At 31.6% G+C, this 17,289-nt stretch carries 19 protein-coding genes; 6 read left to right on the plus strand and 13 right to left on the minus strand.

The window, feature by feature from the left end; genetic code table 11:
* The first annotated feature begins 28 nt into the window (after nt 1–28).
* Nucleotides 29–682, plus strand: coding sequence for a fructose-6-phosphate aldolase (gene fsa / locus H0I32_RS17635; protein ID WP_173588762.1), 654 nt, complete (start codon nt 29–31; stop codon nt 680–682).
* A gap of 20 nt (nt 683–702) precedes the next feature.
* Here the strand turns inward: fsa and H0I32_RS17640 are convergent, their stop codons facing one another.
* Complete coding sequence (locus H0I32_RS17640; RefSeq protein WP_173588761.1) at nt 703–2,163, minus strand: TlpA family protein disulfide reductase; 1,461 nt, start codon at nt 2,161–2,163, stop codon at nt 703–705.
* A gap of 344 nt (nt 2,164–2,507) precedes the next feature.
* Between H0I32_RS17640 and H0I32_RS17645 the strand changes: the two genes are divergently transcribed.
* The gene (locus tag H0I32_RS17645) at nt 2,508–4,133 is read left to right on the plus strand and encodes an ABC-F family ATP-binding cassette domain-containing protein (protein WP_179313190.1); all 1,626 of its coding nucleotides are present in this window, start codon (nt 2,508–2,510) and stop codon (nt 4,131–4,133) included.
* Between the two features lie 117 nt (nt 4,134–4,250).
* Here the strand turns inward: H0I32_RS17645 and H0I32_RS17650 are convergent, their stop codons facing one another.
* Nucleotides 4,251–4,487, minus strand: a complete 237-nt coding sequence (locus H0I32_RS17650) for a putative signal transducing protein (RefSeq protein WP_173588759.1) — start codon at nt 4,485–4,487, stop codon at nt 4,251–4,253.
* Between the two features lie 207 nt (nt 4,488–4,694).
* Here H0I32_RS17650 and katG point away from each other — a divergent pair, with 207 nt between their 5' ends.
* Both katG and H0I32_RS17660 read left to right on the plus strand, forming a co-directional pair.
* Entirely contained in the window at nt 4,695–6,923 is a 2,229-nt protein-coding gene (katG, locus tag H0I32_RS17655; RefSeq protein ID WP_179313189.1) for a catalase/peroxidase HPI, read from the plus strand.
* A gap of 71 nt (nt 6,924–6,994) precedes the next feature.
* Nucleotides 6,995–7,465 carry an ankyrin repeat domain-containing protein gene (locus tag H0I32_RS17660; protein WP_179313188.1) on the plus strand — a complete coding sequence of 157 codons (471 nt, stop codon included), beginning with the start codon at nt 6,995–6,997 and terminating at the stop codon, nt 7,463–7,465.
* A gap of 52 nt (nt 7,466–7,517) precedes the next feature.
* Here the strand turns inward: H0I32_RS17660 and H0I32_RS17665 are convergent, their stop codons facing one another.
* The 7 genes from H0I32_RS17665 to ribB all read right to left on the minus strand — a co-directional run bounded on the left by H0I32_RS17665 (nt 7,518) and on the right by ribB (nt 13,236).
* On the minus strand, nt 7,518–8,753 hold the full coding sequence (locus tag H0I32_RS17665) for an ATP-binding cassette domain-containing protein (protein WP_179313187.1): 1,236 nt from the start codon (nt 8,751–8,753) through the stop codon (nt 7,518–7,520).
* A gap of 8 nt (nt 8,754–8,761) precedes the next feature.
* The gene (locus H0I32_RS17670; RefSeq protein WP_179313186.1) at nt 8,762–9,922 is read right to left on the minus strand and encodes a pyridoxal-phosphate-dependent aminotransferase family protein; all 1,161 of its coding nucleotides are present in this window, start codon (nt 9,920–9,922) and stop codon (nt 8,762–8,764) included.
* A gap of 68 nt (nt 9,923–9,990) precedes the next feature.
* Nucleotides 9,991–10,734 carry a hypothetical protein gene (locus H0I32_RS17675; protein WP_217363275.1) on the minus strand — a complete coding sequence of 248 codons (744 nt, stop codon included), beginning with the start codon at nt 10,732–10,734 and terminating at the stop codon, nt 9,991–9,993.
* A gap of 264 nt (nt 10,735–10,998) precedes the next feature.
* A complete protein-coding gene (locus H0I32_RS17680; RefSeq protein ID WP_173588753.1) occupies nt 10,999–11,493 on the minus strand; it encodes a PPC domain-containing DNA-binding protein in 495 nt (164 codons plus the stop codon).
* A gap of 24 nt (nt 11,494–11,517) precedes the next feature.
* Nucleotides 11,518–11,808: a putative quinol monooxygenase gene (locus H0I32_RS17685; protein ID WP_179313185.1), complete on the minus strand. Its 291-nt coding sequence runs from the start codon at nt 11,806–11,808 to the stop codon at nt 11,518–11,520.
* A 192-nt stretch (nt 11,809–12,000) separates the two neighbouring features.
* On the minus strand, nt 12,001–12,573 hold the full coding sequence (locus tag H0I32_RS17690) for a Crp/Fnr family transcriptional regulator (protein ID WP_173588751.1): 573 nt from the start codon (nt 12,571–12,573) through the stop codon (nt 12,001–12,003).
* Nucleotides 12,574–13,236 (minus strand): 3,4-dihydroxy-2-butanone-4-phosphate synthase, encoded by a 663-nt coding sequence (gene ribB, locus H0I32_RS17695; RefSeq protein ID WP_179313184.1) that lies wholly within the window; start codon nt 13,234–13,236, stop codon nt 12,574–12,576.
* Between the two features lie 242 nt (nt 13,237–13,478).
* Here ribB and H0I32_RS17700 point away from each other — a divergent pair, with 242 nt between their 5' ends.
* A complete protein-coding gene (locus H0I32_RS17700) occupies nt 13,479–13,748 on the plus strand; it encodes a hypothetical protein (protein ID WP_179313183.1) in 270 nt (89 codons plus the stop codon).
* Nucleotides 13,739–13,990: a hypothetical protein gene (locus tag H0I32_RS17705; RefSeq protein ID WP_179313182.1), complete on the plus strand. Its 252-nt coding sequence runs from the start codon at nt 13,739–13,741 to the stop codon at nt 13,988–13,990. Before H0I32_RS17700 ends, H0I32_RS17705 begins: the two co-directional genes overlap by 10 nt.
* A 44-nt stretch (nt 13,991–14,034) precedes the next feature.
* Here H0I32_RS17705 and H0I32_RS17710 read toward each other — a convergent pair whose 3' ends face one another.
* The 4 genes from H0I32_RS17710 to H0I32_RS17725 all read right to left on the minus strand — a co-directional run bounded on the left by H0I32_RS17710 (nt 14,035) and on the right by H0I32_RS17725 (nt 17,260).
* The gene (locus H0I32_RS17710; RefSeq protein WP_173588748.1) at nt 14,035–14,271 is read right to left on the minus strand and encodes a hypothetical protein; all 237 of its coding nucleotides are present in this window, start codon (nt 14,269–14,271) and stop codon (nt 14,035–14,037) included.
* 594 nt (nt 14,272–14,865) lie between these two features.
* A complete protein-coding gene (locus H0I32_RS17715; protein WP_173588747.1) occupies nt 14,866–15,453 on the minus strand; it encodes a TlpA family protein disulfide reductase in 588 nt (195 codons plus the stop codon).
* A gap of 185 nt (nt 15,454–15,638) precedes the next feature.
* Nucleotides 15,639–16,394 (minus strand): hypothetical protein, encoded by a 756-nt coding sequence (locus H0I32_RS17720; RefSeq protein ID WP_179313181.1) that lies wholly within the window; start codon nt 16,392–16,394, stop codon nt 15,639–15,641.
* Nucleotides 16,395–16,537: 143 nt separating this feature from the next.
* The gene (locus H0I32_RS17725; protein ID WP_179313180.1) at nt 16,538–17,260 is read right to left on the minus strand and encodes a hypothetical protein; all 723 of its coding nucleotides are present in this window, start codon (nt 17,258–17,260) and stop codon (nt 16,538–16,540) included.
* Between the last annotated feature and the right edge of the window lie 29 nt (nt 17,261–17,289).

The raw sequence follows: 17,289 nt of genomic DNA on the forward strand, positions 1-17,289 counted from the left end.
TTATACACAACAACTAAAAATAAATTTTATGAAATTTTTTATTGATACTGCAAATTTAGAGCAGATTAAAGATGCTCAGGATATGGGTATATTAGATGGTGTTACAACTAACCCATCATTAATGGCTAAAGAAGGTATTACAGGAACTGATAACATAATGAAACATTATGTTGAAATCTGTAACATTGTAGAAGGTGATGTTTCTGCAGAAGTTATCTCTACAGATTTTGAAGGTATGGTAAGAGAAGGTGAGGCCTTAGCTGAATTACACGATCAGATTGTAGTTAAATTACCAATGATTAAAGATGGTATTAAAGCTTGTAAATATTTTTCAGACAGAGGAATTAAAACGAATGTAACTTTAGTATTTTCTGCAGGTCAAGCATTATTAGCAGCTAAAGCAGGTGCAACTTATGTTTCTCCTTTTATTGGTCGTTTAGATGATATTTCTACAGATGGTTTAAATCTTATTGCTGAAATAAGACATATCTACGATAATTATTCTTTTGAAACTCAAATATTAGCAGCATCTGTACGTCATACAATGCATGTTATAGATTGTGCTAAATTGGGTGCTGATGTAATGACAGGTCCTTTAAGTTCTATTACAGGTTTATTAAGACACCCATTAACAGATAGTGGTTTAGAAAAATTCTTAGCAGATTATAAGAAAGGAAATTAAATCAATTTCAACAAAATATATTAAAGAGCATCTTGTGTAACAATAAGATGCTTTTTTTGTAATAAATCATCAAGTGTTGATTGAAAGTTTGAATTAAAAATACTAGCGTTAGAGTGTAAAATCATACCGTTTTCATCAACAATAATACATTTATTCAAATAGTTAACAGCTAATGTTTTCCTTGCTTGATTAGAATTCTTAAACTTGAACTCATTAATGGTAGGGAAGTCATAATTTTCAATAATATTCTTCCAAAACTTATCATTATTGTCATTCACGTTAATTGAGATAAAATCCATTTGTGGAAAATTCGATTTTAACTTATCTACCATATAATGACTATTTCTATACTGAGATTTAGAGTTAGAGGACCAAAAATAGATAATCGTTGGTTTGGTAATAATTGAATTTATAAAGTGTTCCGTATCGTTATAATTAACAATAGAAATATTTGGTAGTGGATTACCTTGGCGTAATAATTTTAAAGAAGACACCAAGTCATTCATATATAATTTATCTTCCTCGTTGGTGCTTTTAGTTAAATAATGCTCAAGCAATTCATTGGCTTCAGCTTCAGTATGATTATAACTTATATATTCTCTTGCTTTATATTTTAATAGATTATTTTTAATAATAGGATCTGAAACAATGCTATCAATTAAATCTAATTTATATTTATTATAGTCCATAGCATGCCTATCAAATTTACTGTGGTAGGGATGATTTTCATAAAATTTATGAATTGCTAAATTATCTATATTAGAAAATAAGAAACGATTGTAGGCAAAGAAACGACTTAAGTAAGTCGCATTATAATCGATATTTTTTCTGTGGCTAAAAAAATCTTCTGGAAGATCTTTAATATGAATAAGCTTGTTATTTCCAAAATATGCAAAAGGATAAATCTCTTTATCAGCATAAGAATTATAATTAATGTTTGCTTCAACAATAGATTTAAAGAATTCTGATTCTTCGTTTTTTACTAAAAATTTATTAAAGTCATCAAGCTGTTTTTGTCTTCGCTTTTCAACAAAAGCTTTAAAAGCTTCAGGTTCCATTTTAGAATAGCGAACTAATTTTTTAGCTTCTTTTTCACCTAATAAATAAGTTTTAAGTAAATAATTATTTTTTTTAGCGCCATGCCCTGTAAATACTAAAGACTCATCAAAGTCAAACGTATTTAAACGAAACATAATACTATCGTTAGGTTCTAATAAAAACATCTGGTATTCTCCACCATGTGTAATAGAATGTAAGCCAGAATGAAGATTATCTACCTTAAATATAAATCTGTTGTTTTTATCTAAACTAATAGAATCTATAATTTTACCACTCGTATTAAAAAGAACTACACTGTTATTTTTTGGATTAATAATTTCACCACCTATGTAAGCATAGTCACCGGTCTTTTCGCCTTTAAATTGACAACTAAAAGCAGAAGACATAATGATTATAGCAAAGACTATACGTAGGTTTAGCATAAGATATTAATATATAATGATATGACACAAAAATAGAAGAAGCTTATCTTAACTGTTGTTAATACCTCGTTAAAACTTAGCATTACACCTTTTAATTAGAATAAAAATAGATAGAAGATTATCTTGATAAAATCTATTTATTTGTAAATTAACACATTACAAATATTGTTCAAAGCTATTTTATGGTTTAAATTAATCTCAGTTAAACTAAAAAGTACTAAAACATAAGGTTTTTAATATTCATAATGAAGTAATCTAATAGATTCTGCTTTTAATTTTCTACTTTTGCAATCTCAAAAAATTCGCCTTCAATATATAAGGTTAACAGATTAAAATTTTAAAACATGTTATCAGTTTCTAATCTTTCGGTTCAATTCGGAAAACGTATACTTTTTGATGAAGTAAGCACCACATTCAATAATGGTAATTGCTACGGAATTATTGGTGCCAATGGTGCCGGAAAATCTACATTTTTAAAGATTATAGCAGGTAAAATGGACCCAACTTCAGGAAGTGTTCATTTAGAACCCGGTAAACGTATGTCTGTTTTAGAGCAGAATCACAATTTACATGATGAAGACACGGTTTTAGAAACCATTTTAAAAGGAAATAAACCTTTATATAAATTAAAGTCTCAAATTGATGCACTTTATGCTGATTATACAGATGCAAATGCTGAAAAAATCGGAGAACTTCAAGTGCAATTTGAAGAAATGAATGGTTGGAATGCTGATAGTGATGCTGCAGCCATGTTATCTAACTTAGGAATTAAGGAAGATTACCATTATACTTTAATGAAAGATTTAGATGGTAAGCAAAAAGTACGTGTATTACTAGCACAAGCTTTATTTGGAAATCCTGATTTGTTAATCATGGATGAGCCTACCAATGATTTGGATTACGAAACTATTACTTGGTTAGAGAATTTCTTAGCAAACTATGAAAACTGTGTGATTGTGGTTTCTCACGATAGACACTTTTTAGATTCAGTTTGTACACATATTTCTGATATTGATTTCGGAAAAATTAATCACTTTTCTGGTAACTATACGTTCTGGTACGAGTCTTCTCAGTTAGCAGCAAGACAGCATGCACAACAGAATAAAAAAGCAGAAGAGAAAAAGAAAGAATTAGAAGACTTTATTCGTCGTTTCTCAGCTAACGTTGCAAAATCTAAACAAGCAACGAGTAGAAAGAAGATGATTGATAAATTAAATATTTCAGAGATAAGACGTTCTAGTCGTCGCTATCCTGCTATTATTTTTGAACGTGATCGTGAAGCTGGAGATCAGATTTTAAATGTCCAAGGCTTAACGGCAAGTTTAGAAAATGATGTTTTATTTAGCAACATTGATATTAACTTAAATAAAGGAGATAAAGTTGTTGTTTATTCTAAAGATTCTAGAGCAACTACAGCTTTCTATCAAATATTAAATGGAAAAGAACAAGCTGATAGCGGTAAGTTTGATTGGGGAGTTACAACGACACAATCTTATTTGCCTTTAGATAACAGTGAGTTCTTTGATAATAAATTATCTCTTGTAGATTGGTTGCGTCAGTGGGCACAAACAGAAGAGGAGCGTGAGGAAGTGAATATTAGAGGTTTCCTTGGAAAAATGATTTTTAGTGGAGAAGAGGCGTTAAAAACATCAGATGTTCTTTCTGGAGGAGAAAAAGTACGTTGTATGTTAAGTCGAATGATGATGACAAGAGCTAACGTTTTACAATTAGATGAGCCTACAAACCACTTAGACTTAGAAAGTATTACAGCATTCAACAATTCTTTAACTAATTTTAAAGGAACTATTATGTTAACGACTCATGATCATGAATTTGCTCAAACTGTTGGTAATAGAATCATAGAATTAACACCAAATGGCGTTATTGATCGTTACATGACGTTTGATGATTATATGGGAGACAAAAAGATTAAAGAACAACGTGAAAAAATGTATGGTGTTGCATTATAAGAAATTATATTTCTGACATTAACTATTATAAAATTATAAAGTGCTAGTATTAAAAATACTAGCACTTTTTTATGTAAAAAGAGGTTATAATAAATAGAAATAATTACGCTATAAAAACTAAGCCTCCATTTCTACCTTTACACGGTTAACAATAACCATAGCTTTTTCTAATTCCTCATTATTTACAAACACTTCTTGATAACCTTGGTTCATAGAAGCATAACCCGCTAATCTTTGAGATTCGCCTTCGTCTTTAATAATAGGAACAATTCCTGCATGTTCTAATTCATCTTTAACACGTGTAACCAATATAAAATTACCGTAGTAAACTTTTGTATATTCTGAAGTGCTCATAATTGTATGTTTTAAATTTTAAATTAAGGTACGAAATTTTTATAGATATATTCTTTAAAAACCCATATTTTAATACATTTAGCCAATGGTGTTTTATTTAGTTATAGCTTTTAGCTATTGAAATATATAATAATAAAATAAGATAAATTAAATTTAAACGCTAATATTCTATATTTTTATAAAAAATTAAAACAAAAATTACTATATATGGAAAACTCAGCTAAAGATTCTGCCGATTCAATACATGCAGAAAATCAAGAATTAAATCCACATGGAGGTTCTGGTTCAGGTAAATGTCCTTTTATGCAAGGCGCAATTACAACAACTGAAAAATCAGTAACAGATTGGTGGCCCAATACCCTTAATCTAGATATTTTACATCAACAGGATTCTAAAACAAATCCTTTAGGAGCAGATTTTGATTATCAAGAAGAATTAAAAAAATTAGATGTAGAAGCTTTAAAAAAAGACGTAAATGCATTTATGACAGATAGTCAAGATTGGTGGCCTGCAGATTGGGGACATTATGGTGGATTAATGATTAGAATGGCATGGCATGCAGCAGGTTCATACAGATTAGCTGACGGACGTGGTGGTGGTGGTACAGGAAATCAACGTTTTGCACCGTTAAATTCTTGGCCCGATAATGTGAGTTTAGATAAGGCAAGACGTTTACTTTGGCCTATCAAGAAAAAATATGGTAATAAAGTAAGTTGGGCAGATTTAATAATTCTTGCCGGAACCATTGCTTATGAAAGTATGGGTTTAAAAACTTATGGTTTTGCATTTGGACGTACAGATATTTGGCATCCAGAAAAGGATGTGTATTGGGGAGCTGAAAAAGAATGGTTAGCACCAAGTGATGAGCGCTATGATAATGTAGATAATCCTGAAACCATGGAAAATCCATTAGCTTCTGTACAAATGGGATTAATTTATGTAAACCCAGAAGGTGTAAATGGGAAATCTGATCCTTTAAAAACAGCATTACAAGTTAGAGAAACATTCAAGCGTATGGCTATGAATGATGAAGAAACTGTAGCTTTAACAGCTGGTGGACATACCGTTGGAAAAGCACACGGAAATGGAGATGCAAATATTTTAGGACCAGATCCAGAAAGTGCAGATGTAGATGCGCAAGGTTTAGGTTGGGCAAATCCAACAAAATCGGGTAAAGGAAGATATACCGTTACAAGTGGTATAGAAGGAGCTTGGACTACAAACCCAACAAAATGGGATAATGGTTTTTTCGAAATGTTATATAACCATGAGTGGGAATTACGTAAAAGTCCTGCAGGCGCTACACAATGGGAACCAGTAAGTATTAAAGATGAAGATAAACCTGTAGATGTAGAGGATTTAACAACAAAATTAAATCCAATGATGACCGATGCAGATATGGCTATGAGAATGGATCCTATTTACAACGAGATTTCATTAAAATTTAAAGAAGATTTTGATGCGTTTTCAGATGCCTTTGCTCGTGCTTGGTTTAAATTAACGCATCGTGATATGGGGCCAAAAGATCGTTGGTTTGGACCAGATGTGCCACAAGAAGATTTAATTTGGCAAGATCCAATTCCTAAAGGAAACTACGATTATGATGTTGCTGCAGTTAAAGCCAAAATTGCAAGTACAGATTTAAGTCTTTCAGAATTAGTGTCTACGGCTTGGGATAGTGCAAGAACGTATAGAGGATCAGATTTTAGAGGAGGTGCAAATGGAGCTCGTATTAGCTTAGCACCTCAAAATAAATGGGAAGGTAACGAACCTGCTCAATTAGAAAAAGTATTAGCTGTTTTAGAGCCTATTGCAACTGAATTTGGAATTAGCCTTGCAGATACTATTGTATTAGCTGGTAATGTTGGTGTAGAAAAAGCAATTGAAAATGCAGGTATTAACGTTAGTGTTCCTTTTACTTCAGGTAGAGGTGATGCTACGCAAGAGATGACAGATGTAGAATCTTTTGAGTCTTTAGAGCCTCTTGCAGATGGGTATAGAAATTACCAGAAAAAAGAATATGTAGTAAGTCCAGAAGAGATGTTACTAGATAAGACACAATTATTGGGATTAACGGCTGCTGAAATGACTGTTTTAGTAGGAGGGATGCGTGTTATGGGAACCAACTTTGGTGGAACTAAACATGGTGTGTTTACCGAAAATGAAGGGGCTTTAACAAACGACTTCTTTGTAAACCTTACCGATATGATTTACGAATGGAAATCTCAAGATAACGGGATTTACGAAATTAAAAACCGTAAAACAGGTGAAGTTAAATTTACTGCAACACGTGTAGATTTAGTATTTGGTTCGAACTCTATTTTACGTGCGTATTCAGAAATGTATGCACAAGATGATAGTAAAGAAAGATTTGTAACAGATTTCGTTGCCGCTTGGACTAAAGTGATGAATGCTAATCGTTTCGATTTAAAATAATAAAAATTGATTAATAGTAATAAAAGGAATGAGCTTAATAACTCATTCCTTTTTTATTAAAAAAAGAATATATGAAAGATATAGACATTTTTTTTGAAGCCATACGTACTGGTGATAAACATAGAATTGAAGCTTTACTAAATATAAATCCCAAATTAATTAAAGAAAAAGATGCGCGTGGTTTTACGCCTCTTATCTTAGCTACTTATTTTGATAATGAAATAATAACAGACATCTTAATTAAGCATAATGCTGAAGTTAATGAAAAAGATGCTTCAGGAAATACAGCATTAATAGGTGTTAGTTTTAAAGGAAATACAGTATTAGCAAATACTTTAATTGCTAGTGGCGCTGATGTAAATGCCATAAATAAAGATGGTACTACAGCATTAAGCTTTGCGACTCAGTATAACAAAATAGAGATTGTAAAACTCTTGTTAGAGCACAATGCAGATAAATTTATAGTGGATAATACTAGTAAAACAGCTTTAGCTTATGCAGAAGACAAACAACTTACAGAAATTGTTGCGATTCTGAGATAATAAAAAATAGGCTAGACCATAGTAGAATAGCAAAGTAAAACCGTTCTATATGCTATTTCTGTAGCCCAACAGAACCATTCAGTGAGGGGTGAAGCTCATAAGTGAAATCAGGATGAATGTTAGCCTCATCACGATGTGCAACAAACAATATACTGGTCTCACTTTCCTTTGCTATTTTGTTTATTAAAGCCGAAATAAGCGCTCTCCCTTCATCATCAACATTAATTAATGGCTCATCTAAGATTAACAAAGGCGGATGCTTAATCATAGCTCTTGCTATTAATATTAAGCGTTGTATAGCTGGTGATAATTTAAGAAAAGAGGTATTTTTTTCTTTACCTAAATTTAAGACCTCCATCCACTGAGCTGCCGTCTGTCTTTGTGCGGTAGATGGTGATTGGTATAAGCCAATACTATCAAAAAAGCCCGAAATAATCATTTGTTCTACGGTATGGCTTGTTTTAAATAATTCTAACATCGCAGGACTAATATATCCAATCTTCTGCTTTATGTCCCAAACACTTTCACCACTCCCTTTTTTGTTACCAAAGAGGTATACGTCTTGGCCATAAGCTTTGGTATTGTTGCCATAAATCATAGATAGTAACGTGGATTTACCAGAGCCATTTGGGCCAATTAAATGCCAAAATTCCTTTTTCTTAATGGTCCAATTAATATTTTTTAGAATAGAACGATCTTCATAATTAACATTGACATTCTTAAGCTCTACGAGCACTTCTGGAATATTGGTGTATGTTGTTATCGCAGGAGGGATGTCTTTATCAAAAACAAACGCATTTTTTTTTAAAGTATAGTCTTCAATGGGTACAACTGCTTTAAGCTCCGTTTTTTCAAATGTAATGGCATGTGTAATTACAGGTAATACATCATCCTGTCTGTTGAAAATAAAAACGATTGGTAAATCTTTAGACAAGGCTATTAATTGTTGTTTTAATGCAGTCACAGACGCTTTGTCTAAGGTTTCATAAGGATTATTTAAGACTATAAAATCTGGGTTTTGTTGTAGGAGATACGACAACAATGCTTTTTTTTGCTCACCAGAAGATAATGTTCTAAGGCTTCTATTTATTCCTGATGTTAACTCAAAATTATCGTGTTTATCTTCTTCTTCAATGTGTTTTTCTAAAACGGAATTTGAAAACAAAACACCTCTTTTCCCTTCTAAACCAGGTAATTTATAGGCGCCATTAAGTAAGAGAGATAGCCAATGTTCTTGCGGTGAACGCGTGGTGTCTTCAATGGCATAATGTTGATGTGATGTTTTCATTATTCTAGTTAGAAGTGTTTTAATATTTGAGCTGTTCCTAATCCTAATTCATGTGAGTAGCTATTGTTCTTCAACGCTGATTCAATGGCTCCAACCGTTGCGAGTAAATCATTTTTGTTTAACGATCCCATGTGTCCAATTCTAAAGTAATTATTTTTCAATTGAGGCAAAAGCCCTCCAGCTAATATCACGCCTTCTTGGTTTACTGACTTTAAAAAAGCGCTAGTATCCATTTGACTAGGATATAAGGGGGCTGATAAGGTGTTTGCCGAAACGGCATCGTTTTTTGATAATAAGTTTAAACCTAAAGCTTTGATTGCGGCACGCATGGCTTTTCCTGCTCTTTTGTGTCGGTCAAAACGGTGGTCTAAACCTTCCTTTAAAATGAGTTGTAAACTTTTTTCTAAAGCGATTATAAGATTCACTGCAGGTGTCCCAAAATAAGAAGCTTGTCTATTTTCATAAGCTTTCATTATTGGTAGCCAATTGGTCCAATCGCCATAGTAATTAGCCACAGGACTTGTTCGTTTTTCAAATGTTTGCATTGCGTTTTGAGAAGCCACTAAAAGCGCAAGTCCTGGAGGAACGCCTATTGCTTTTTGGGAAGCCGTAAGTACAACATCAATTCCCCAATCTTCTTGTTTAATTTCTTCACCCGCAACAGAACAAACACCGTCAAGGATGGTTAATACGTTGTGCTTTTTGCCTAAGGCACCAATATTTTTAGCATCATTTAAAACAGCTGTTGATGTGTCAACGTGTGTAAAAGTTAAAAGTTTATAGCTTTTAGATTTTAGTTGTTCTTCTATAAGTTCTAAGGGTACAATGTTACCGACTTCAGCTTCAAGGATATCTACTTGAGCGCCATATCGTTTTAAGATTTCGGCATAACGTAAACCAAAGTAGCCTGTAGCTATTACAAGGGCTTTATCACCGGTTTCTATTAGATTTGCAGCAGCCACGTCCATAGCCAGTGTACCTGTTCCTGCTATTATGAATGGTTGACCAGAAGGGCATTGCCAAATGTCTTTCATTAGTTTTAAACTATTGGCAAAGCAGTCTATAAAATCTGGCGACACATGGCTAGGAGTTGGTACTGCCATACATTGCATCACTTCACTTTCAAATTCTATTGGGCCAGGAATCATTAATAATTTTCTCGATTTCATCTCTTGCGTGTTTTAGTATTACCAACGGTTTTATTCTATTTTTTTGACTGTTTATGGTCACTAAAATTCTAGTATTCTACCTTTGACTTATTCTTTAATTTATTTTCTAGGATAGGGTATAGGTTGTACGTTGGATAAATTTCTGTTGTAAAAGCTTTCCATGCCGTTCTCTCAATTGCTAAATTTACAGCAGATAATTTAGAGGCAGGAAGTTCTAACACCACCACTTGGCCAAGTCCCATAACAACAAACCAATTCACTACAGAAGTACCTTCTGGAGGGAGATTTTTATAAAAGCCTTTATCTGTTCTTATTTTTTCAATCTCATTTAAAGTCATACTTTGATCATGTTTAAGAAAGATGGTTAATAGCAACTTGTCATCTTCTTTTTTAGAACTGGGTTTTGCATCTAGCGTCACTTTTGACTTGTTTTTCAATTTGTGTTTTATGATAGGATACAAATTGTAAGTTGCATACATTTCTGTTGTAAAAGCCTTCCATGCGGTTCTTTCAATTGCTAAATTTACGGCTGATAATTTTGAGGCAGGAAGTTCTAACACCACCACTTGACCAAGTCCCATAACCACAAACCAATTCACTACAGAAACACCTTCTGGAGGGAGGTTTTCGTAAAAGCCTTGATCCGTTCTTATCTTTTCAATCTCATTCAAAGTCATACTTTGATCATGTTTAAGGAAGATGGTTAGTAACAACTTGTCATCCACTTTTTCAGAGCTGTTAAGGGTATTAGTCGGTTGTGCATGAACAATCATTTGTAGTAAGAATAATGGGAGTAATACTGCGTATTTCATGTTTTTAATTTTTAGATGTTTGTTTAAAATAAGACAGAATAATCTTTAAGTCATTATTTTATAGTGTAATGCCATTAACAAGTTCTGGATTGTTTATCATTTAATTGATAAACGATCAAATTGTGTTCTTTTGAAAATTCCATAATAGTATTGCTATTCGTCATTGTTCCGTGGTCATTCATTCCTGCATTTAGATGACACTTTAATAAGGCTATGAAGGTCGCAATTTGGCTATGTTTATTAGTTGTCTACTCTTCTATACGTCTAAAAATCGTACAAGTTTAGACCCGTGTCCTCATCATGATAACGATTAACGGTTCCATCAAAACTTTCTATAACAAATTCTGCAGCACCATTAATTTTGGCTGTAAGCAAGTGTCCCGCTAATGCCGTGTAATCGTTACGTCCAAGAGTTACATGCATGTGTATGTAGTGCTTATCATTTTGTTGAGATATATTGCCTGTTAAGTTGGTAATTTCCATTTGTTCGGAAAACGTTTTATCTACAAATTCTTTAGTAGCTGGATCAAAAAATCTTAAAGTAGCTTCATTAACAGCCCCAAGACCTACAATTGTTCCTGCTTTTATATCATGCTCTTTCACAAACTCAGTGATTGCTTTTGTAATCTCAGCATGGTTTTGAATACTTATAACATACTTGTTACCAATCTGTTTGTAAGTGTACAATTCAGAATTTAATTGAGCATTTGCTAAAAAAGATACTGCGATACACAGTATTACAAAAATTGACTTTTTCATTTTGTATACTTTTAAGTTATAAAATTAATAAGAGGCTCTTATTATATCTATCGATAAACTATCGGCCTTTTTTCCGAGTTCGTTCTTTAATATTAAAAAATGATCTGTTTGATTATGAAAGTCAATCGCTTCCTGAGATTTCCATTCTTCTAGAATGATAACCTTTGCGCTATTATTAATATCTTCATGTAATATATACGAGATATTACCTTCCTCTTTCCGTGTGGCATCCGTTACAGTTTTCAATATATTAAAAACATCTTCCCTAAATTCGGGTTTTACAATAATTGTAGCTATAATTTTTAATTTGCTCATAATAAATACTTTTAAATTATTTTTTTGGTATATTTTTCTTTTTTGAGTCCAGATCATTCATCTGAACTTTTAATTGAGGTTGAACAATTTCCGTTGCATTTTTTTTATCTATTTCATATTGTATAGGATGTTTATTTTTCAAAAATAGCCGTTGGTGTTCGGTGTTTTTATTCTTTATTTTTTTACTAATAATTAATTAGATTTTATTCTACTTAAGGTTTCTTGTGATATATTGATATAAGACGCTACAATTTTATTAGGTAACCGCTTAACTATATTAGGGTTTATTTTAAATAACTGATTATAGCGTTCTGAAGCATTTAAAGTCGTAAAAGATGTTAATCTTTTTAAATTATTTACATATGCTTTTTCTAAATATATATTATAAAAATCCTTCCATTTAGGTATGATTTTCATAAGATGCCTAAAATCATTGTGCGTGATGTATAAGAGCTCACTATCTTCAATAACTTGAATTGTTTCTTGGGCAGGTTCTTTGGTTATAAAACTAACAAGTTCTGTTGCTAATTGATTTTCAAATGCAATATAACGGGTAACATCTTTTCCATTATCATCAATAAAAAATAACCTTAGGCACCCTTTTTTTACAAAATAACTAACTTGACTAAATTTTCCTGTGGAAAGTAAAATCTCATTTTTCTTTTTTTTTATAATTTTAAAATAAGACAGAATGATTTTTAAATCTTCATCTCCAATTTCAATGTTTTTTTTAATAAAATCAGTGAGTTCTATGTAATTTGTCATTTATATAAAGTCTCTAACAAATTTACGATAATGAATAATATCTTCTATTGATAAGACCATTAAATCGTGTTCCATAGCAAATTTTGTAATGGTGTCCATTCTTGCCATAGTTCCATCTTCGTTCATTAATTCACAAAGAACCGCTTCAGGCTTTAAGCCTGCTAATTTCATTAAATCAATACTTCCTTCTGTATGGCCCTTTCTGTCTAAAACACCATTATTTCTACCTCTTAAAGGAAAAATGTGTCCAGGTTTTGCTAAATGATGGCTTTTAGCATTTTTATGGGAAGCTACTTGGATGGTTGTTAATCTATCCTTGGCAGAAACCCCGGTAGTTACACCTTCTTTTGCTTCTATAGAAATGGTAAAAGGGGTTTGAAAACTACTGGTGTTTTCCTTTACCATATAAGGTAAATCTAATGCATCTGCTTTTTCATTAGTTAAGCATAGGCAAACAATACCACTACAATTTCTAACCATAAGTGCCATATCCTTATTGGTCATGTTATGTGCAGAGAATACTAAGTCTCCTTCGTTTTCTCTGTTTTTATCATCTATTAAAATAACTCCTTTACCATTTCTAAGGTGTACTAATGCTTTTTCTAAGCGTTCTTGACTTTTAGTACTAATTGTTTGTATGGTGTCTAATTCTGCTAATTCCATTTTAAATTATGTTTAATTTTTCGATAAGCAAAATTAATATTGTTTGAAGTCAGATTATTTGACGTAAGTCAATAAATTAATTTTTTATTACTATAAGTTGTATGCTTTGGTCTCATTTGACTTCTGAGATACTATAAGCTTGTTTTAAGTATTTTATAAGCATGCTATAACCACGCTATAACCTGTATTATAATTTTTTGTATATTGCTGTATTGTAGGTGTTTAACTTAAAATGTGATGTTATGGCAAAACAGACCGGAATTATCCCTTTAGTAGGGACGTTAAATGGTATTAATTTTTATTATTTGAATGGTAAACCGATTGCACGAAAAGCGGGTGGTGGGTTTACTAGAAAAGCAATAAAGAGCAAGGCTAGTATGCAGCGTGTGCGCGAAAATGCCAATGAGTTTGGGCATTGTTCTGCGGTGAATAGAGCGTTTAGATCTGCTTTGAATCCATTTTATAAGGGACGCAGGTGGGTTTTGTGGAAGGTGCTACTCATATGGCGTTAACGTATGGTGTTTTGGATTTTGATTTTGACCATTTGAATTATGCCTTGCATTTAGCTCCTCCTTTGGTTTTAGATCGTTCTTATGCTGGTTCTACTTTGACTTTAGAACCTGCTACTTTGCCAAGTGGGCTTGGTACTGCGCTATGTGTGCTTGGTGTTCGGTTTTACCAAGAGGTGGCTGGTGCTTTATATGTCTTAAATGCTAAAGATAGTGTGGGTATTGCGGTTTTGAAATGTTTGTAGCGTTTAAGCGATTGCGACTTTGTTTTACTTTATTTTGAGCCACATTACTTTGTTGGCATTTTGTTGTTTTTGCTATTCGTTATTTTATTTTCTTCCGTTTGTTTTTTAATGTTGTATATATTCATTATTGCCATAAATATTCCAAATATTATTGCATTTAATAAAAATCTCCAAATTCTAAAATCTAGTCCGTCAGAATAATCAAATCCAGCCATAATACTGGCATACGCTATTCCTCCAATTAAGCCTCCGATTATTATTGTTTTAGTTTTTTTGTTCATTTTGCTATTAAATTTGGTTGATGATTTATTCCGCAAACTTTATTAATTCTGATTGAGTGAATAATTGTGCAACGGGCTAAATTCCGCAATCCATTTGGGTTTTGCTTTTCAGTTCAGTTTCCGATTCCGGAAACGAGCTAAAAGTCAAACGTTTTGTTTTAAATCCTTCTTTTTTATATTTCTTATGTTCAATATTTTTCTTTTCCAAAATTCCATAAAATTTTCGTGGTGAGATTTTTAGGTCTTTTGTTATTTTACCCACTTTTCTCTTTATACCACTTTAAATTTTTATTTACTTTTTTGTTAAAGTAGTATTTTTCGAGTTTCTCAACAATTTGTAATTCAGTCAGATTTGAGTGTTTCGCATATTATTCAATTTTTGATTTAATGTCTTTTAAATTACTCATGAATTTTATTTTTGACGGTTCTGCTCAATGGATGCCAATGTGATTGTGTATGGTTTACTTTGTCTGTTCGCTGCGCTCGGGTGTTGCGTGGTTTAGCACGTAATTTAGCAAATAAAAACCGAATAGAAAATCCGTTAGGATTTTTGTTAGTAGGCTAGAACTAGCAATAAATAATATACTTTGTTAGCTAACGTTTTTTTAATTCATTCAGTTTTTCTGATAATTGTGCTTTAAATTCCGCTTTATTTTTTTCTTCGTTTTCAGTGTCTTTTGGAATCATTTTCTCAATTTCAACGATTACTAAATCTTTATCTAAAATTAGCGTCTTTGGATAACCAAACGTTCCAAAAGTTTTTATGTAATCTTTTGAATCTACAATATGAGTAAAGTCAAAATCATGTGTTCTTAAAAATTCATTAACTTCATTCTGATTCTGGAAGGTCATTGATATAAAATTTACTTCATTTCCAAATTCAGACTTAATTTCGTTTAAAAGTGGCATTTCTTCAATGCAAGGTGCGCAATTACTAAACCAAAAGTTTATTATGGTTGGTTTGCCTTTTAGAGATTCCGAATTGATTTTTTTTCCACTCAAGAGAGGCAATTCAAATTTCGGCAATTCCTTTCCTTTAAATTCATAAATAGTTTCTTTAAAAACTTCACTAGATTTTATTTTTTCTAACATAGCGTTTTTCAGGGAATCAGTGGCTTGCCCCAAAATTATGTTAGAAGTAAATACAATAATTACTAACAGAATTATTCTTTGTGTTCTCATTTTTTTTAAATGTTAGCTAACGGTTGGTGTGTATGGTTTACTTCGTCTATTCGCTGCGCTCGGGTGTTGCGTGTTTTAAGCAACTAATTTAGTAAATAATTACCGAGCAAGAAAGTCCGCGAGGACTTTCGAAAGTAGGCAAGAAGCTAGCAATAAAATATATACGGTGTTAGCAAACGTATTTTTTATTTTGTTACGCCAATATAATTCATTATCAATGAGCTCACTTTGTCTTTTGGAATTTCAACCATTTCCAATGTTCCATCTTCTTTTAATCTTTGATGCTTTATTTTTTTGGAAAGATGATTTTCTTTAAGAAAATAAATTATTATATAACCATTTATGATTATTATATAATAAGTCGAATTATCAAGTTTATATCGAATAGGTTGTGCAATAAAATTTGAAAATCCTGCTGTTGGGTCTAATTTACTTATTGTAATTATAGTATCATCATCTGATCCAGGATTTTCATTTAATATTGATTGTCCAATTTTGTTAGCATAAGGTCCTAAATCAACATTTTGATATTCATCTCTACTCGATATATGAGCTCTCCAAAGAAGGGAAAGTAAGAATAATTTAAGAGAGCTATAATTTAAATCTGATAATTCTATTATTGTTCCTTTATCTTTTGAGTGCTTTATATTGCATTTAATTTTTTCGTTCTTATTTAGTTTCTTGTTCAAAAGTTTGGATACGTAAGATTCGTATTTTCCAATAATTTCATTGTCACATTTTTTACAGAGCAAATTACCTTCATATGCTCCAGAAGAAGGTCTTGAAATACTCGGATTAGTTTTTCGTAATTCTTTTGGGTCAAAAGCAATTAACTTATGATTTTCGTCGAATATTTCTTTATGAAGAAATTCCGATATAATATGAGACTTTTTTATTAATGACTTTTTTTCTTTGCAAAGTTTACAAGTTGATTTCGTCATAATATGTTTGCTAACGTGTTTGTATATGGTTTGTTGCGTGGTTTAGCACGTAGTTTAGCAAATAAAAACCGAATAGAAAATCCTCGAGGATTTTCGTAAGTAGGCTAGAACTAGCAATAAATTATATACGGTGTTGGCAATAGTTATTTATCTTTAATTTGTTTATAAACCTGTTCTTTAAATAAATTTTCAATTTCTTGTTTTGTCAAATTTACAGCGAAATCTATATTATCTTTTTTGGGTTTACTATAATATCCGACTGTATTCCCTCTAATAATAATATTTAAAATACTATCCAAGGTTATATTTAAAATTGTAGTTTCTGTTTCTTCAACAAAAATTGATGTTGTAATAAGAAGTTTTTTATCTGGAATTCGTAAATTATATATAAACCAATCATTTAAGGAAGATTTAGAAAAATGCATTAATTTTTGTGCCATTTTAAAATCCGTATTTACTTTAATGTTATATCCGGATTTTATGTTTTTATCTATTATTTTAGGCGATATGTTTTTAAGAGGTCTTGGAAGATTATACCGAAATTCTGCTTTACAACTAAAAATACCACCATCATAATTGCTGAATTCACACATTTCCATATCTGACCTTATCCAAGAGGATTCGAATCGGGAAAGTACTTTTTTTTCTATTTCATCATAGATGTAAATAGTTCCTCCTCCAGTATCTCCATCTCCTGGCATATTAAAATGGGATATACCTGCAATACTTCTTTTGGAATAGATACTATATTGTCCATCTTGGCTATAATATTTCTGGGATTGTCCAAATCTGACATAACTTAATCCAAAAATCATCAATGCTATGATTGGAATAATAATTAATATTTTTTTTAATAGATTTTTCATTTTGGCTGTTCGTTCAATAACAGAATAAT

The organism is Winogradskyella sp. HaHa_3_26, from assembly GCF_019278425.1.
GTDB lineage: Bacteria > Bacteroidota > Bacteroidia > Flavobacteriales > Flavobacteriaceae > Winogradskyella > Winogradskyella undariae.

Bases quoted from the DNA above. Each gene is read 5' to 3' on its own strand.
- H0I32_RS17670 (WP_179313186.1), bottom strand. From the start codon at position 9,922: ATGAAATCGAGAAAATTATTAATGATTCCTGGCCCAATAGAATTTGAA.
- H0I32_RS17690 (WP_173588751.1), bottom strand. From the start codon at position 12,573: ATGACAAATTACATAGAACTCACTGATTTTATTAAAAAAAACATTGAA.
- H0I32_RS17665 (WP_179313187.1), bottom strand. From the start codon at position 8,753: ATGAAAACATCACATCAACATTATGCCATTGAAGACACCACGCGTTCA.
- H0I32_RS17715 (WP_173588747.1), bottom strand. From the start codon at position 15,453: ATGAGAACACAAAGAATAATTCTGTTAGTAATTATTGTATTTACTTCT.
- fsa (WP_173588762.1), top strand. From the start codon at position 29: ATGAAATTTTTTATTGATACTGCAAATTTAGAGCAGATTAAAGATGCT.
- H0I32_RS17700 (WP_179313183.1), top strand. From the start codon at position 13,479: ATGGCAAAACAGACCGGAATTATCCCTTTAGTAGGGACGTTAAATGGT.
- H0I32_RS17645 (WP_179313190.1), top strand. From the start codon at position 2,508: ATGTTATCAGTTTCTAATCTTTCGGTTCAATTCGGAAAACGTATACTT.
- H0I32_RS17660 (WP_179313188.1), top strand. From the start codon at position 6,995: ATGAAAGATATAGACATTTTTTTTGAAGCCATACGTACTGGTGATAAA.
- H0I32_RS17685 (WP_179313185.1), bottom strand. From the start codon at position 11,808: ATGAGCAAATTAAAAATTATAGCTACAATTATTGTAAAACCCGAATTT.
- H0I32_RS17650 (WP_173588759.1), bottom strand. From the start codon at position 4,487: ATGAGCACTTCAGAATATACAAAAGTTTACTACGGTAATTTTATATTG.
- H0I32_RS17725 (WP_179313180.1), bottom strand. From the start codon at position 17,260: ATGAAAAATCTATTAAAAAAAATATTAATTATTATTCCAATCATAGCA.
- katG (WP_179313189.1), top strand. From the start codon at position 4,695: ATGGAAAACTCAGCTAAAGATTCTGCCGATTCAATACATGCAGAAAAT.
- H0I32_RS17680 (WP_173588753.1), bottom strand. From the start codon at position 11,493: ATGAAAAAGTCAATTTTTGTAATACTGTGTATCGCAGTATCTTTTTTA.
- H0I32_RS17720 (WP_179313181.1), bottom strand. From the start codon at position 16,394: ATGACGAAATCAACTTGTAAACTTTGCAAAGAAAAAAAGTCATTAATA.
- H0I32_RS17705 (WP_179313182.1), top strand. From the start codon at position 13,739: ATGGCGTTAACGTATGGTGTTTTGGATTTTGATTTTGACCATTTGAAT.
- ribB (WP_179313184.1), bottom strand. From the start codon at position 13,236: ATGGAATTAGCAGAATTAGACACCATACAAACAATTAGTACTAAAAGT.
- H0I32_RS17640 (WP_173588761.1), bottom strand. From the start codon at position 2,163: ATGCTAAACCTACGTATAGTCTTTGCTATAATCATTATGTCTTCTGCT.
- H0I32_RS17675 (WP_217363275.1), bottom strand. From the start codon at position 10,734: ATGAAATACGCAGTATTACTCCCATTATTCTTACTACAAATGATTGTT.
- H0I32_RS17710 (WP_173588748.1), bottom strand. From the start codon at position 14,271: ATGAACAAAAAAACTAAAACAATAATAATCGGAGGCTTAATTGGAGGA.